This is a genomic window from Streptomyces vulcanius (assembly GCF_042653945.1).
GTDB classification, from domain to species: Bacteria; Actinomycetota; Actinomycetes; order Streptomycetales; family Streptomycetaceae; genus Streptomyces; species Streptomyces mangrovi.
In genome coordinates, this window is the sequence record NZ_JBHSFK010000014.1 from 19,313 (window position 1) to 34,368 (window position 15,056).

A 15,056-nucleotide genomic window follows, 5' to 3' on the forward strand; every position below is an offset into this window, starting at 1 on the left:
GGCCGGCCGCCTCGTTCACTCCGCGTCGGCGACGACCGACCCGACCCGATCGGCCAGCCCCGGGTCGCGTCGGACCAGGAGGGCCGCGTAGCAGACGGCCGCGAGAAGGGTGGCCAGTGCCGCGTACGGGAACCAGCTGTACGGGGCGGGCTGTCCGGGCTTGGCGAGGTAGTAGAGGGGGACCAGGACGGCGAGGGCGCCGACCGCGGGCAGCACCAGGTGCCGTACGGTCCGGAACTCCTGCGGACGGTATCTGCGGTAGTACAGCGGCAGCGCGATGTTGGACGCGAGGTAGACCAGCAGGATCAGGATGGCGCCCAGGCTGGAGGACTCGGCGAAGAAGACCACCGGGTTCATCTGACCGCCGTCCCCGAGCACATGCCCCACGCCCCAGCCCGCGATGATCAGCAGCGCGGTGGCGGTGAAGGTGACGATCGCGTTGTTCGGCGTACGGCGCGTGGGGTGCACGTAGCCGAAGAAGGACGGGAGCAGCCCCTCGCGTCCGGCGTTGAACACCAGCCTCGCCTGGGAGTTGATGCCCGCGATCAGCACGCCGAGGGTGGAGGTCAGGCCGCCGACGTAGGCGAGGATCGCGAGCGCCCCGAGGGTGTGCTGGGCGACGTCGATGAAGGGGATCCGGGAGTCGCCGAGCCGCTGCACGTCGTAGCCGAAGCCGGTCACCGTGGCGTAGGAGAAGAGGATGTAGCTCACCGTCATGATCGCGACGGAGGAGAACACGGCGCGGCCGACGTTGCGCCGCGGGTTCTCCGTCTCCTCGGCCAGGGCCGCCGAGTTCTCCCAGCCGATGAACAGGTACACCGCCAGCGGGAAGCCCGCCGCGAGGCCCTTGATGCCGTGGGTGAGGTGGGAGGGCAGGAACGGGGCCGCGGAGAGCTCGCCCCGGTGCTCGACGAGCGCCGCGACCGAGACCACGACCAGTACGAGCATCTCCACGCCGAAGAAGTAGCCGGCCCACTTGGTGGACACCACGATCCCGCGCAGCATCAGCACCACCGCCAGCCCGGTCAGCAGCAGCGTCCAGATGATCCACGGCAGGTCGACGCCGGTGTAGTGGTGCAGGGTGATCTGCATGAAGCCGCCGGAGATCGCGATGACGGAGGCCATCGCGATGATGTAGCCGAGTCCGGCGAGCAGAGCCGTGGTCACCGCGCTGACCGGCCCGAAGGTCTTGCCCACGAAGGTGGTGAAGCTGCCCGCCGAGGGGTGCGCCCGGGAGAACTCGGCCAGTGTGTTGCCGAACAGCGCGACCGCCACCCCCGCCGCCACGATGGTCAGCGGGGACGCGACGCCCGCGGTGGTGGCCAGGAAGGCGAAGCCGAAGAAGAAGCTCATGGCCGGGCCGACGTTGGCCATCGTGGCGGCGGCGATGTCCGCCATGCCCAGGACGCCGCCGCGCAGCCGCTGGGGCGTGCCACCGGCGGGGCCCGGCGTCGACGACCGTCCGAGTCCGGGGTCAGGCATGGCGACAGCTCCTCGGTGTGGAGGGAGGGGGCGGGTCAGCTCGGTCCGGCATGCCGGTGCGCCTTCACCGCGCGGACCGCCGGGTCCATCGCGCCTCGGGTCAGTTCGTCGAGCAGGTCGGCATGGCAGCGGTTGCGGGCCCGTACGACGGCGGGTTCCGGCGCGGGCCCCAGCAGGCACTGCCGGCCGAGCAGGTCGGCGGCGAACTCGCGGATCCCGAGGCCGCCGAGCGTCTCCGCCAGGTCGAGGTGGAAGCGGGTCTCCAGTTCGAGCAGCCGGGCCGGGTCGTCGGCCAGGTCCATCTCCTCCACCAGCGCGCGCAGCCCGTCGAGCCCGCCGTCCGGGACCTCGCCCGCGGTGTGCGCCACGAGCCCGCACTCGAGCAGCAGATGGAAGGCGTCCAGTGCGGCCGCCTCGTCGGCGTCGTGCAGCACGGCGACGACCGCGTCCCAGCCCGCCGCGACGAAGGTTCCGCCCGCCCGGCCGCGACGGCGGTCGAGCAGGCCGTCCTGGCACATGGCCTCCAGCGCGCGGCGGACGGTGATCTCACTGATCCCCAGCTCCTCGGCGAGGACACCCGCGTCCGGCAGCCGGTCTCCCGGCGACACGGACCTCAGACGCACCCGCAGGGCGATCCGGGACCGGACGAGCTCCGCTCCCGTGGTGCCCCGGCCGGCCAGGACGCGTGTGTCCCAGCCGCTGTAGGGGCCGAACTTGCCCGCTGCATTCACCACGGCGCCACCTTAACCGCCTGCTGAGCGGGGTGCCTGAAAAATAGAGCACGGTGAACAGTTAAACAAGTCTTGTTCTTTTCGATCGTACTGAACTAATTTCCAGGCACCCCTGGTCCGTACTCCCTGTCCGCACTCCCCCATGGATGTCGAGATGACCACAACCGTCCCCAAAAGCCCTCCCACAGAGTCCGAGTCCGGTCTTCAGGCCGGCCTGAAGAACCGCCACCTGTCGATGATCGCGATCGGTGGTGTCATCGGCGCCGGCCTGTTCGTCGGCTCCGGCTCCGGTATCGCCGCCGCCGGCCCCGGCATCCTCGTCTCGTACGCGCTCGTCGGCGTCCTCGTCGTCCTCGTGATGCGCATGCTCGGCGAGATGGCCGCGGCCAACCCCACCTCCGGTTCGTTCTCCGCCTACGCCGACCGCGCGCTGGGCCGCTGGGCCGGCTTCACCATCGGCTGGCTGTACTGGTTCTTCTGGGTCGTGGTGCTCGCCGTCGAGGCGACCGCCGGGGCCAAGATCCTGGCCGGCTGGATCCCCGCGGTGCCCCAGTGGGGCTGGGCCCTGATCGTCATGATCGTCCTCACCGCCACCAACCTGGTCTCGGTCAGCTCCTACGGCGAGTTCGAGTTCTGGTTCGCCGGCATCAAGGTCGTCGCCATCGCCGCGTTCATCGTGATCGGCGGCCTCGCGCTCTTCGGGCTGCTGCCCGGATCCGACCACCCGGCGAGCGGCTTCTCCAACCTCACCGCACACGGCGGCTTCCTGCCGAACGGGCCCGGCGCGATCCTCACCGGCGTCCTGATGGTCGTCTTCTCCTTCATGGGCAGCGAGATCGTCACCCTGGCGGCCGGCGAGACCGCGGACCCGCGGGCCGCCGTCACCAAGGCCACCAACAGCGTGATCTGGCGGATCGCGGTGTTCTACCTGGGCTCGATCCTGATCGTCGTCTCGCTGCTGCGCTGGGACGACCCGGCCATCCTCAAGGACGGCTCGTACGTCGCCGCCCTGAGCTCCATCGGCATCCCGCACGCCGCGCAGATCATGAACACCATCGTGCTGACGTCGGTGCTGTCCTGTCTCAACTCCGGCCTGTACACCGCCTCACGCATGGCCTTCTCGCTCGGCCGGCGCAGCGACGCCCCGGCCGCCTTCGGGCGGACCACGGACCGCGGTGTGCCGCGCGCGGCCATCCTGGCCTCGGTGGCCTTCGGCTTCGTCGCCGTCGCCTTCAACTATCTGTGGCCGGACACGGTCTTCCAGTTCCTGCTCAACGCCTCCGGCGCGATCGCCCTGTTCGTCTGGCTGGTGATCTGCTTCTCGCAGCTGCGGATGCGCAAGATCATCGAGCGGGAGTCGCCCGAGAAGCTGGTCGTCCGGATGTGGCTCTACCCGTATCTGACCTGGGCGACCATCGCCCTGATCACCTTCGTCCTGGGCTACATGCTGACCGACACGGCCGCGGGCGGCGGCCGCGACCAGGTGGTCCTGTCCACCGCGGTGGCCGCCGCGGTGGTGGTCTTCGCGCTGCTCCGCGGACGGCTGTCCGGCAGGAACCGGACGCAGGACACCGCTCCCCTGTCCTGACGACACCTGCCCTGACGGTCCGGTCCGACACCGGCCCGGACCGTCAGGACCGAAGGCCGCCTGCCTTCACCGCCACGACGAACGCCGCCCAACCGGCCGCGGAGAAGACCAACGCGGGGCCGTGCGGCGCTTTGGAGTCGCGGACGGGAACACCTGACGGGTGGCCGTCGAGGACCTCCAGACAACTGCCGCCTTCGTTGCCGCTGTACGTCGACTTGCGCCAGTTCCGAATGGTCTGCTCAGTCACGGTGTCCGTATTCCTTTGCTGTCGCCTGCATCAGAGCAAGTGACTCTCGAAGCGGCATTGCGTCCCCCAGCGCGAGATCGTATGCGCCTTCGAGTCGATCGACCATGCCTGGGGAGTCGTGCACTCTGCCCACCTGGATGCCTTCGGAGTAGGCCACCGGCGGCTGATCCTCGAAGCGCATCAGCGTGAGCATGCCTTGCATGAGTGGATGAACCCCGAGGCCGAAGGGCAGCACATAGACGCGCACGCGCCCCTTCTCCACCAACCGGACCATGTGCAGGATCTGTTCGGCCATCACTTCGGGGCCTCCGACCACACGCCGCAGTACCGCCTCGTCCAGAATGGCCCAGACGACCGGGCGAAGCGGATCGTCCAGAACCTTCGCGCGCTCGAGCCGTGCGACAACGAGCCTGTCACACTCCACTTCACTCACTGGAGGGAAGGTCGTGGCCAGAACCTCGCGCGCATACCGCCTTGTCTGAAGGATGCCCGGGACGAACGACAAGGCGAACTCGCGAATCACCACCGCCTGCTGTTCGAGCAGCCGAGCAGCCTCGAAGTACTCCGCGACCGCCGCGTTGTCATTCGGCAGGAAGCTGCTCAGTACATCCCCGGTGTTCAGCGCTCTGTCGAGCCGTCGCGCGTCCTCCTTGGACGGGATACGGCGACCGGCCTCGATGTGCGAGATGTGCGAACGGGTCATGATCGCCTGGTCCGCCAGCTCCTGCTGCGTCAGCCCGGCCGCCTCGCGCTGGGCCTTCAACCAGTCCCCATAGATGCTACCCAACGTCAACTCCCCTGCGACAGAAGCTTCGTCACCTGCTACCCCCTGGCGAGGGTAGCCCGCGCCGTCTCACTCTGTAAGCGGATCGCTACACAGCGATGCGCTTCCCCGAGTGGAGTCCGACACCATGCTGCCCTCCCCCACAACCGCCCCGGCCCCCGCCCGGCACTTCAGAATCCAGCTCAGCTCCACCCGCCGAGGTGCCCGTCTCGCCCGTCTCCTCGTGGAGCGGCAACTCGACGAGTGGGGCGTCCCCCTCACCGCCCCCGTCGCGCGCGCGGTCCTCGCCGTCACCGCCGAACTCGCCGCGAACGCCGTCACACACGGCCGTACGCCCGGCCGGGACTTCGAGGTACGCCTCAGCCTCACCGCGGCCGGCGTCCGCGTCGAGGTCAGTGACACCCGCCCGGACCGGCTGCCGTCGTTGCCCGACGCCGCGTCGCAGCCGTCCGAGACGGCGGCGGGCGGTCGCGGCCTGCTCCTCGTCGACGCCTTCGCCACGCGTTGGGGCTGCGAGCCGCGCGGTGAGTTCGTGAAGACCGTCTGGGCCGACGTGCTCCTGGGTGATCAGGCCGAGATGGAGTGCGCCGGCTCCCGTCGGGCGCCTGCGGCCGTCTCCAGGCGGTAGACGATCTTCCCGTCGAACTCCGCGAAGCCGAGTTCCCGGTAGAAGGAGCGGGCGTCGTCGTTGCCCCGGTCGGTCATCCACTCCAGGCGGCTGCAGCCGGAGCGTTCCTCGGCGATCCGCCTCAGCCGCCTCATCAGCGCCTTCCCGACGCCCTGCCGGCGCAGGGAGTCACGGACGTAGAGCTCCTTGAGGAAGAGGGAGTGGGAGGAACCGGCGGCCGGCCAGAGGAAGGAGTACGCGGCCATGCCGACGAGTTCGCTCCGGCCGTCCACCACCAGCAGGGCCGAGGCCAGCGGTGGGGAACCGAACAGGGCCTGTTTGATCTGTGTCCGGCGCTCCGCGAGGGGCTGGATCTCGGTTTCCCCGTAGAAGCGCTCGATCTCCTCGATCAGCCTGGCCAGTGCGGGAATGTCGGTCTCGGCGGCCGGTCGGATGCTGACGTTCATGGGGGCTCTCCTGCCTTGGTCTTCGCTGATGCCGGGGACGTTGTCTCGACAACGCGCGTCGCGTCGTCGCGATGCGCGTCGGGGGGCTAGGGGGGTGACGCCCCGGTCCCCCAGGTCCCAGCCGTGCCGGCGCAGCGATCCCTGGACGTGTCTGATGAGGTGTTCCAGGTCGGCGCAGTAGACCGAGGGGTTGCGGTAGCCGCGGCCTGCGCCGAAGCGGTGCGGGAGGTGGCCGCCGCCGCAGACCGGGCTCTGCCCCGACGTGTGCCCGTTGAGGTTGAGGAACAACTGCCCGTCCGGGAAGCGCTCGGAGAGGACGTGTCCGGCGTGCACAGCGAACGTGGTCTTGCCGACGCCGGGCATCCCGTCGATCACATGCACCGACAGCGACCGGCCGCTGTCCTGCGCGGTCCGTACCGAGGCCACCAGCCGCTCCAGTTCGGCGGACCGGTTGGTGAACGCCGTCGCGTCCCTCGGCAGGGAACGCAGCACCAGGGCTGCCCCCGGCGGCCCCACCGGATCGTCCGCCCCGGGCTGTCCGGTGGGGCCTGTGTCCCGCGCCTCCGACAGCCCCGCGAGCAGCGCCGTCAGCCCGACCAGGGCGACGCCCAGCGCGGCGAACGAGAACCAGGCGTGGTGCTGGACCCAGCCGAGGAAACCGGGCCAACGTGCCTGGTCGGACACGGCGTTGGTGACGAGTCCGATGAGCATCGTGGTGAGCGCGCCGCCGCCCGCGATGGCGGCGACGGCGGCACCGCGCCGTAACCTCATGCCCGCGCCGCCCCGTCGCCCCTCCGGTCGTCCACCCGTCGTCTCAGCGCACCTGGAACCGACCCGGCCACGAAGGCCACCCCCCGAATCCGACACCCCGACCCGTCAAGCGGACCAGCCCTCACGATCCCGGTCAAGGGCGCCACCTGGCCATGTCCGGCCCGGAGCCACCACGCGGCTCCCGCGCCGCGGGGGCAACACTCGGTTACCAGTTGTTCGTTGGCCGAGGGCGCACCATCGCTCGTAGACTGTCGCTGTGGTAACCGCCCTCCACCCTTGCGGGTGGCCGGGGAAGGGGCCACGAATCAGCGGTACCTGAGGCGGGCGGAGAACGTGACTGCTGACCACGGTGGGGACGCGTCGTTCCCGGTGCTCACGCACGGCGGGGCGTTGCTGAAGGTGGGGCCCTTGTCCGGTCGTTCCGGGATCCGCGCCAGCGGAGAGATCACCGTGATCACCCGCGCACCCTGGGACCGGGCACTGCGGCGGCTGGCGAGCGAACACAGGGATGTCTCCTTCGTGGACCTCTCCGGCGTGACCTTCATCGATGTGGGCGGCGCGGCGGCTCTGGCGATCACCGCGCAGCGTCTGGGCGGGGGACGGATCGTCGTCGACCGGCCGCCGCCGGAGTTGCCGCGCGTCCTGGACATGTTCTGGCCCGGCCTGACGAGGATCGAGGTGGCGGGGCGATGAGTACGGCCGTCGACGGTGAACCCTTCGTGCACCCCGCGCTGTTCTACCGGGGCGTGGAGCAGTACACGGCGGGCACGGTGCCGTTCCTCCAGGAAGGTCTGGCCGCCGGGGAGGCCGTCGCGGTCGCCGTTCCCGGCCCCAACCTCGAGCTGATCAGGACCGGCCTCGGATCGAACGCCGGCCGTGTGCGACTCCTCGACATGACCGAGGCCGGCCGCAATCCGGGGCGGATCATCCCCGGTGTGCTGCGAGCCTTCGCCGACGCCCACCCCGGCGGCCGGGTGCGCATCATCGGAGAGCCGATCTGGGCGGGTCGCAGCGCGGTGGAGTATCCGGCGTGCGTCCAGCACGAGGCGCTGATCAATGCCGCGTTCGGGGGCCGTGAGGTCACGATCCTGTGCCCTTACGACGCGGACCGGCTGGAGCCGGAGGTGCTCGCGGACGCCCGCGCCACCCATCCGGTCGTCATCGACGGGGACGGCGAACTGGCCAGCGAGGCCTACGATCCGGAGCGGGTGATCGCCCGCTACAACGAGCCGCTCAGGTACCCACCGGGCGCGGCGACCCTCTCGTTCGACACGGAGGATCTCCCCAAGGCCCGCTACTTCGCCGTCCAGGAGGCCGAGCGGCTGGGCCTGGCGGGTGTACGGCTGCAGGATCTGACGTTGGCCATGGCGGAGCTGACCACCAACAGCGTGCTGCACGGAGGCGGATCGGGGACTCTGCGGATCTGGGCCGAGGGAGAGCAGATCGTCTGTGAGGTCCAGGACGGCGGTCGGCTGACCGATCCGCTGGCCGGCCGACGTCCGCCGTCACGTGATCAGCCCGGCGGGCGCGGTCTGCTGCTGGTTCACTACGTCGCCGATCTCGTACGCGTCCACACGGCGCCGGACGGCACGACCATCCGCTGCTACCTCTCCCGCTGACCGCCCGGCGGGTGCCGGGAGATCAGGACATCTGGATACCGATGAGGCAGGTGTCGTCGTCGGTGTCGGACCGGCTGTGGAGGAGCAGTTGGTCCAGGTGCTCCTCCAGGCCGGTCGTCGGTCCCCCCGCGGAGACGAGCAGTTGTTCCAGGGACTTCTCGACGGAGACACCCCGGCGCTCCACCAGCCCGTCGGTGTAGAGCAGCAGCCGGTCTCCGCTGGTCAAGGTCAACTGCTGCTCCTCGTACCGCGCTTCCGCGACGGCCCCGAGAAGGATGCCGCGGGGCAGCGGGAGGGCGGAGGCATGACCGTCGCGGATCAGCACGGGCGCGGGATGGCCTGCCCGTGCCCAGCGCAGGACTCCGGTCTCCGGGCTGTACAGGCCGCAGACGGCGGTGGCGGAGATCTGGTCGGTGAGGTGGTGGGCGACGCTGTTGAGCCAGCTCATCAACTGCGCGGGACCGGCTCCTGTGGTGGCGAGCCCGCGCAGTGCGTTGCGCAGGACGATCATGTCCGTGGCCGCTCCGATGCCGTGTCCGGCGACGTCTCCCACCGCGACCATGATCTCTTTGGAGGGCAGGACGACCGCGTCGTACCAGTCGCCGCCCACCAGGTGTTCCTTCTCGGCGGGCCGGTAGCGCACCGCCACGTGCAGACCGGACATGTCGAGGGGTGCGGGTACCGGCGGCATGATGGCCTGCTGGAGTTGCAGGGCGAGGCGGTTGCGTTCGGCGGCCTGCAGTTCGGCGTCGGCGAGCTGCCCCCGCGTCGCGGCCAGGGCCACCTCCGTCCAGTGGTGGGTGGAGACGTCCTGGAACGCGCCCCGGACGGACACCAGGGCACCGAGCCCGTCGGTCACCGGTTCGGCGATGACCCGGATGTGCCGGACGATCCCGTCCGCGCGGCGCAACCGGAAGGCGGTCGACGCCGGGCGATGACGCTGCATCAGGGTGCGCAGAAACCGGTCGGCCGAGACGGAGTCGTCAGGGTGGACGTAGGACGGCAGCCGGCGCAGCGGGACGGGTGAGGAACCGGGCGGCAGCCCGTGCAGGTCGAACAGCTGCCTGCTCCACGAGATCTCGCCGGTGACCAGGTTCTCCTCGAAGCCGCCGACCTGGGCCAGACGCTGCACATGGTGCAGCAGCGCGGCCAGCCGGTCGGCCTCCCGCTCGACGCGCAGGCTCAGCAGCGTCTCCTCACCGAACCGGCTGATGCTGACCGCCGCCATGACGGTGAGCGGTACCGACCCGGCCAGTGCGGCCACAGCCATCCGCTCGGTCCGCAGCGCCTCACCCGTGGAGTGGACCCGGGCGAGACAGTCGTACAGATCGCCGTCACGGGCGGCCAGCGGGAAGGCTTCCAGCAGTCTCTTCCCGGCGAGCGGTACACCGCCCGCGAGGTCGGTGAAGTACCGGTTGACGTGGGTGATCAGGAATTCGCCGATGCGCCCCTCGTCGTCGACCAGGGGCCGCAGCACCATGCTGGGATCGAGCAGTCCGTCCGCGAGGTCGGCGAGCGGCCCCACCGTTGCGTCCGTCGTGGTGTCCTCGCCGGTGAAGGTGTGGGCACAGAGGTCGGCGAGCGTTTCGAGCCGGCGGAACTCCGCGCCGTTCAGCGGTGACCGGGTTGCGGGCCAGCACGCTTCGAGGAAACCCATGATGCGTCCGCCGAGACGGGCGGGCAGAATCGCCCGCGCTCCCACCGGGCCCGCGGCCGTGCCGATTCCCGGGAAGCCGTCCGGCAGGGACCCGTACCAACGCGATCGGCCGTCGGTGAGGGCCAGTTGCGGGAGGGTGCCGACACCCGGCGGCACATATCGCCACCGGCGTGCCTCCACCGCGGTCAGACCGGCGTGTCCAACGAGGTCCAGTGATCCGTCGAACGCCGCGCGCCATACGGCCAGCGCGGTGCCGCCGAGCGGGGACACCGCGTGCCGCAGCAGGGCCTCGGCGGCTGTCTGCGGGTCGTCGGACCGGGTCCCCGACTCGGCCGTACGCAGGCGCAGTGCCGTCCCGGCATGCCGCGGACCGTTCTCGCGCTCCGAGGCGTCGGGCCGCAGTGCCTCGGACAGGCCGTCGTCGGACGCGGCGTTGACGATGTCGGCGGCGACCTCAAGCAGCGGCAGCCCGGCCGTGTCGGCCAGCCGGCGCAGATACCGGTCGGCCTCGGAGGGGCCGCCGTGGCCCCGCTCGACCAGGATGCCCGTGGCGATGCCGATCAGGGCGCGGGCGTCGGCCGTCTCCTGGGCGCGCTCCAGGTCCTGGCGAAGGCGTTCGACGGTGAGCGCCAGCGCGTCGACGCCGCGGCGGTCCGCGCTCATCGCCTCAGCCACCGGAGCATGCAGGCGACCAGCGCGTCCATGTCCACGGGTTTGGTGATGTAGTCGCTGGCCCCGGCGGCCAGGCTCTTCTCGCGGTCGCCCTCCATGGCCTTGGCGGTCACCGCGATGATCGGCAGCTCGGCGTACTCCGGCATGGCACGGATCGCCGACGTGGCGGCATAGCCGTCCATTTCGGGCATCATGACGTCCATGATGATCAGTTCGACGTCCCGGTTCAGTGCCAGCGTCTCCATGCCGGTGCGACCGTTGTCGGCGTGCAGCACCCGCACCGCGTGCAGTTCCAGCATGCTGGCCAGCGCGTAGACGTTGCGGGCGTCGTCGTCGATCACCAGAACGGTGCGCCCGGCGAGTTCGCCGGCGGCACCCGGTACTTCCCTCAGGACCTTCGACACGGGCCGCCCGGTCCCCGGCGGCAGGACGTCGGCGGGCCGCTCGGCCGCCAGGTGTACGGCGATCCGCTCACGCAACTCATCGAGTCCCGTGAGGAGTTCGGGTGGGTTGGTCGGCGAGGTGTTCCGCAGCAGGCGGTCGGGATCCCGCTCGCGGGAGTGGTGGGCCAGCACCGGGATCTGCCGCAGTGCAGGGTTTCCGTCCAGCGCGGCCAGCACCGACACGGCGGCCCCGTCGGCCATGTCCAGGTCGAGAACGACGCACAGGAAGGCGTCGGCGGCGAGGGCCGCCGCCGCGTCCTCGGGTGTGGTCGCCGAGCTCACCTGTACGAGTCCGGTGTCCTCGTGGCCGTTCACGGTGCTCTCGGCGACGAGTGACAGCAGTCCGCGGGGCTGGTCCTCGACGACCAGCAGACGCCGTGGGCCGACGGGTCCGCGTACCTCGGACTCGGGAGCGGCGGAGTTCTCCGGAGCCTCGTCCGCGGTCTCCGCGTCGGCGGGTTCGAACCAGGCGACCGGCAGATGCAGGGTGAAGACGCTGCCTTCCCCCGGGACACTGGTCGCGGTGATGGCACCGCCGAGCAGATGGGCGATCTCACGGCTGATGGACAGTCCGAGCCCGGTGCCGCCGTACTTGCGGCTGGTGGTGCCGTCGGCCTGCTGAAAGGCCCCGAAGATGGTTTCCAGTTGATGCTCCGCGATCCCTATGCCGGTGTCCAGGATCTGGAAACTGATGAGCGGGCCGTGGGAGCGGACCGTGGCGGGCAGGCCGGATTCCGAGGCCGCGACGATACGCAGCTCGACGCGGCCGGTCTCGGTGAACTTCACCGCGTTGGAGAGCAGGTTGCGCAGGATCTGACGCAGTCTGGAGTCGTCGGTGACCAGTTCGGCGGGCACCCCCGGGTCGACGGTGACCTGGAAGTCCAGTCCCTTCTGCCCGGTCAGCGGCCGGAAGGTGGCGTCGACGTACTCCAACAGGCGGTTGAGGGGCAGGCGTTCGGGGGCGATGTTCATCTTGCCGGCCTCGACCTTCGAGAGATCGAGGATGTCGTCGATCAGCTGCAGCAGGTCGGAGCCCGCCGAGTGGATCACCCCGGCGTACTCGACCTGCTTGGACGTCAGGTTGCGGCCGGGGTTCTGCGCGAGCAACTGCGCGAGGATCAGCAGGCTGTTGAGCGGGGTGCGCAGCTCGTGGCTCATGTTCGCGAGGAATTCCGACTTGTACTTCGACGCCAGCGTCAGCTGGTGGGCACGTTCCTCCAGTTCCTGGCGGGCCTGCTCGATCTCCAGGTTCTTGGTCTCGATGTCGGAGTTCTGCGACACCAGAAGTACGGCCTTCTCCTCCAGTTCGGCGTTGGAGCGCTGCAACTCCTCCTGCTGTACCTGGAGTTCCTCGGAGCGGGCCTGCAACTCGGCCGCCAGGCGCTGCGATTCGCCGAGCAGTTCGTCGGTACGGCCGTTGGCGACGATGGTGTTGACGTTGACGCCGACGGTCTCCATGAGCTGTCCGAGGAAATCGCGGTGGACCGCTGTGAAGGAGGCGACGGAGGCGAGTTCGATGACGCCGAGCACCTGGTCCTCGACGACGATCGGGAGAACGATCAGGCTGCTCGGTGAGGCGGAGCCGAGGCCGGAGGAGATGGTCACGTATCCGGCGGGAAGGTCGTCGACGGCGATGATGCGCCTGCTGCGGGCGGCCTGGCCGACCAGCGACTGGCCCAGCCGGAACCGGACCGCCTCGCCCGGGGCCACCGGGTGTCCGTAGGAGGCGATGAGTCCGAGTTCCGTGCCGTCCTCGCCGTCCTCGGCGAGATAGAAGGCGCCGCACTGGGCGCCCACCAGCGGCGTGAGTTCGTCCATGATCAGTTCCGCCACCACCGCGAGGTCGCGCCGGCCCTGCATCAGGCCCGAGATGCGCGCCAGGTTGGTCTTGAGCCAGTCCTGCTCCTGGTTGGCGCGGGTGGTCTCACGCAGCGAGCCCACCATCGAGTTGATGTTGTCCTTCAGCTCGGCGACCTCGCCGGAGGCGTCGACGGTGATGGAACGGGTCAGGTCCCCCTCGGCGACGGCGCTGGTGACCTCGGCGATGGCACGCACCTGGCGGGTGAGGTTCCCGGCCAGTTCGTTGACGTTCTCGGTGAGCCGTTTCCAGGTGCCGGACACCCCCTCGACCTCCGCCTGCCCGCCGAGCCTGCCCTCGCTGCCGACCTCTCGGGCGACACGGGTGACCTCGGCCGCGAAGGAGGAGAGCTGGTCGACCATCGTGTTGATGGTCGTCTTCAGCTCCAGGATCTCGCCCCGGGCATCGACGTCGATCTTGCGGGTCAGATCGCCCTGGGCGACCGCGGTGGTGACCTGGGCGATGTTGCGCACCTGGTTGGTGAGGTTGGTCGCCATCGAGTTGACGTTGTCGGTCAGGTCCTTCCAGGTCCCGGCGACGTTCGCCACCTGGGCCTGGCCGCCGAGCATGCCCTCGGTTCCCACCTCGCGGGCGACGCGGGTCACTTCGCCGGCGAACGCCGACAGGGTGTCGACCATCGTGTTGATGACGCCGGCGAGTGCGGCCACCTCGCCCTTGGCCTCGACCGTGATCTTCTGCGACAGATCGCCTCGCGCCACCGCCGTCGCCACCTGTGCGATGGAGCGGACCTGCCCGGTGAGGTTCGACGCCATGACGTTGACGTTGTCGGTCAGGTCCTTCCAGGTGCCCGAGACACCTCGTACGGTGGCCTGGCCGCCGAGGTTCCCCTCGGTTCCCACCTCCCGGGCGACGCGGGTGACCTCGTCGGCGAAGGCCGACAGCTGGTCGACCATCGTGTTGATGGTCTCCTTCAGCTCCAGGATCTCGCCCCGGGCGTCCACGCGGATCTTCTGCGTCAGGTCCCCCTGCGCGACGGCGGTGGTGACCTCGGCGATCGAGCGCACCTGGGCCGTCAGGTTGTCGCCCATGACGTTGACCGACTCGGTGAGGTCCTTCCACGTCCCCGACACGCCCTTGTCGTCGGCCTGGCCGCCGAGGATTCCCTCGGTTCCCACCTCCCGGGCGACGCGGGTGACCTCGGCGGCGAAGGAGGAGAGCTGGTCGACCATCGTGTTGATGGTCGTCTTCAGCTCCAGGATCTCGCCGCGGGCGTCGACACTGATCTTGCGGGTCAGATCGCCCTGGGCGACCGCGGTCGCCACCCGGGCGATGGAGCGCACCTGGTCGGTGAGATTGCCCGCCATGGAGTTGACCGAATCCGTCAGGTCCCGCCAGGTGCCGCCGACACCGGGCACCTGGGCCTGGCCGCCGAGGATTCCCTCGGTGCCGACCTCACGGGCCACGCGCGTGACCTCGTCCGCGAAGGCCGAGAGTTCGTCGACCATCGTGTTGATGGTCCTCTTCAGTTCGTGGATCTCCCCATGGGCCTCGACCGTGATCTTCTGCGACAGATCGCCCCTGGCCACCGCCGTCGCCACCTGGGCGATGTCCCGTACCTGCGTGGTCAGGTTGCCGGCCATCGCGTTGACCGAATCGGTGAGGTCCTTCCAGGTGCCGTCCACTCCCGGTACGTCAGCCTGGCCGCCCAGCCGTCCTTCGGTTCCGACCTCACGGGCGACCCGTGTCACCTCGGAGGTGAACAGGGACAGCTGGTCCACCATCCCGTTGAAGACCTGCGAGATCTCGCCGAGCAGGCCCTCGTCGTCAGCGGACAGACGGGTCCCGAAATCACCGTCACGCACGGCGGTCAGCCCCGCGAGGAGCTTGCGCAGTTCCACTTCCCCGACCTGGCCCCCCTCGGCCGGGCCGGTTCCGTTCCCGCGAGGCTCCACGAACTCCGACATCGCTGCCACCTCACCCCGGTGATCCCGAACCGCCGCACGGACAGGATGAAGCTATCCCGGCGACTGACGCTACCCCGGCGAACGCCGTTAAATCCCTCCCGCGGTGCCAGAACGTCATGAGGAAACGCAATCTTCGTGAGGGCCGCTGTGTTCCCCGTGCGCGCGCGGCCCGCCGACCACTTGACCTTCGTCAGTACCACCGGGT

General features: G+C 69.8%; 11 protein-coding genes. 4 read left to right on the forward strand and 7 right to left on the reverse strand.

Features of this window, described 5'->3' with window-relative positions; translation table 11 throughout:
* Nucleotides 1-15: 15 nt before the first annotated feature.
* Together ACFPIH_RS21965 and ACFPIH_RS21970 are read right to left on the reverse strand one after the other, a co-directional pair.
* Entirely contained in the window at nt 16-1,482 is a 1,467-nt protein-coding gene (locus ACFPIH_RS21965) for an APC family permease (RefSeq protein WP_381164534.1), read from the reverse strand.
* A 35-nt stretch (nt 1,483-1,517) separates the two neighbouring features.
* Nucleotides 1,518-2,216, reverse strand: coding sequence for a FadR/GntR family transcriptional regulator (locus ACFPIH_RS21970; protein WP_381164531.1), 699 nt, complete (start codon nt 2,214-2,216; stop codon nt 1,518-1,520).
* 151 nt (nt 2,217-2,367) lie between these two features.
* Between ACFPIH_RS21970 and ACFPIH_RS21975 the strand changes: the two genes are divergently transcribed.
* A complete protein-coding gene (locus ACFPIH_RS21975) occupies nt 2,368-3,801 on the forward strand; it encodes an amino acid permease (RefSeq protein WP_381164528.1) in 1,434 nt (477 codons plus the stop codon).
* A 43-nt stretch (nt 3,802-3,844) separates the two neighbouring features.
* Here ACFPIH_RS21975 and ACFPIH_RS21980 read toward each other — a convergent pair whose 3' ends face one another.
* Together ACFPIH_RS21980 and ACFPIH_RS21985 are read right to left on the reverse strand one after the other, a co-directional pair.
* Nucleotides 3,845-4,048 carry a DUF397 domain-containing protein gene (locus tag ACFPIH_RS21980; RefSeq protein ID WP_381164525.1) on the reverse strand — a complete coding sequence of 68 codons (204 nt, stop codon included), beginning with the start codon at nt 4,046-4,048 and terminating at the stop codon, nt 3,845-3,847.
* Complete coding sequence (locus tag ACFPIH_RS21985; RefSeq protein ID WP_381164522.1) at nt 4,041-4,835, reverse strand: helix-turn-helix domain-containing protein; 795 nt, start codon at nt 4,833-4,835, stop codon at nt 4,041-4,043. The genes ACFPIH_RS21980 and ACFPIH_RS21985 overlap by 8 nt, the downstream gene beginning before the upstream one ends.
* A 124-nt stretch (nt 4,836-4,959) precedes the next feature.
* On the opposite strand from ACFPIH_RS21985, the gene ACFPIH_RS21990 reads away from it, so the two are divergent.
* Nucleotides 4,960-5,460: an ATP-binding protein gene (locus tag ACFPIH_RS21990; protein WP_381164519.1), complete on the forward strand. Its 501-nt coding sequence runs from the start codon at nt 4,960-4,962 to the stop codon at nt 5,458-5,460.
* Here the strand turns inward: ACFPIH_RS21990 and haaN are convergent.
* Complete coding sequence (gene haaN / locus ACFPIH_RS21995) at nt 5,400-6,677, reverse strand: cyclophane-containing RiPP N-acetyltransferase HaaN (protein WP_381164516.1); 1,278 nt, start codon at nt 6,675-6,677, stop codon at nt 5,400-5,402. The genes ACFPIH_RS21990 and haaN overlap by 61 nt on opposite strands.
* Nucleotides 6,678-7,076: 399 nt before the next feature.
* On the opposite strand from haaN, the gene ACFPIH_RS22000 reads away from it, so the two are divergent.
* Both ACFPIH_RS22000 and ACFPIH_RS22005 read left to right on the forward strand, forming a co-directional pair.
* Nucleotides 7,077-7,370, forward strand: a complete 294-nt coding sequence (locus ACFPIH_RS22000) for an STAS domain-containing protein (RefSeq protein WP_381164659.1) — start codon at nt 7,077-7,079, stop codon at nt 7,368-7,370.
* On the forward strand, nt 7,367-8,296 hold the full coding sequence (locus ACFPIH_RS22005; RefSeq protein WP_381164513.1) for an anti-sigma factor RsbA family regulatory protein: 930 nt from the start codon (nt 7,367-7,369) through the stop codon (nt 8,294-8,296). Before ACFPIH_RS22000 ends, ACFPIH_RS22005 begins: the two co-directional genes overlap by 4 nt.
* Before the next feature lie 22 nt (nt 8,297-8,318).
* Here the strand turns inward: ACFPIH_RS22005 and ACFPIH_RS22010 are convergent, their stop codons facing one another.
* On the reverse strand, nt 8,319-10,616 hold the full coding sequence (locus ACFPIH_RS22010; RefSeq protein WP_381164509.1) for a SpoIIE family protein phosphatase: 2,298 nt from the start codon (nt 10,614-10,616) through the stop codon (nt 8,319-8,321).
* Nucleotides 10,613-14,851, reverse strand: coding sequence for a HAMP domain-containing protein (locus ACFPIH_RS22015; RefSeq protein WP_381164506.1), 4,239 nt, complete (start codon nt 14,849-14,851; stop codon nt 10,613-10,615). The genes ACFPIH_RS22010 and ACFPIH_RS22015 overlap by 4 nt, the downstream gene beginning before the upstream one ends.
* Nucleotides 14,852-15,056: the final 205 nt, after the last annotated feature.

Coding starts and splice junctions, on each gene's coding strand:
- ACFPIH_RS22010 (WP_381164509.1), bottom strand. CDS start 10,616: ATGAGCGCGGACCGCCGCGGCGTCGACGCGCTGGCGCTCACCGTCGAA.
- ACFPIH_RS21975 (WP_381164528.1), top strand. CDS start 2,368: ATGACCACAACCGTCCCCAAAAGCCCTCCCACAGAGTCCGAGTCCGGT.
- ACFPIH_RS21990 (WP_381164519.1), top strand. CDS start 4,960: ATGCTGCCCTCCCCCACAACCGCCCCGGCCCCCGCCCGGCACTTCAGA.
- haaN (WP_381164516.1), bottom strand. CDS start 6,677: ATGAGGTTACGGCGCGGTGCCGCCGTCGCCGCCATCGCGGGCGGCGGC.
- ACFPIH_RS21965 (WP_381164534.1), bottom strand. CDS start 1,482: ATGCCTGACCCCGGACTCGGACGGTCGTCGACGCCGGGCCCCGCCGGT.
- ACFPIH_RS22015 (WP_381164506.1), bottom strand. CDS start 14,851: ATGTCGGAGTTCGTGGAGCCTCGCGGGAACGGAACCGGCCCGGCCGAG.
- ACFPIH_RS22005 (WP_381164513.1), top strand. CDS start 7,367: ATGAGTACGGCCGTCGACGGTGAACCCTTCGTGCACCCCGCGCTGTTC.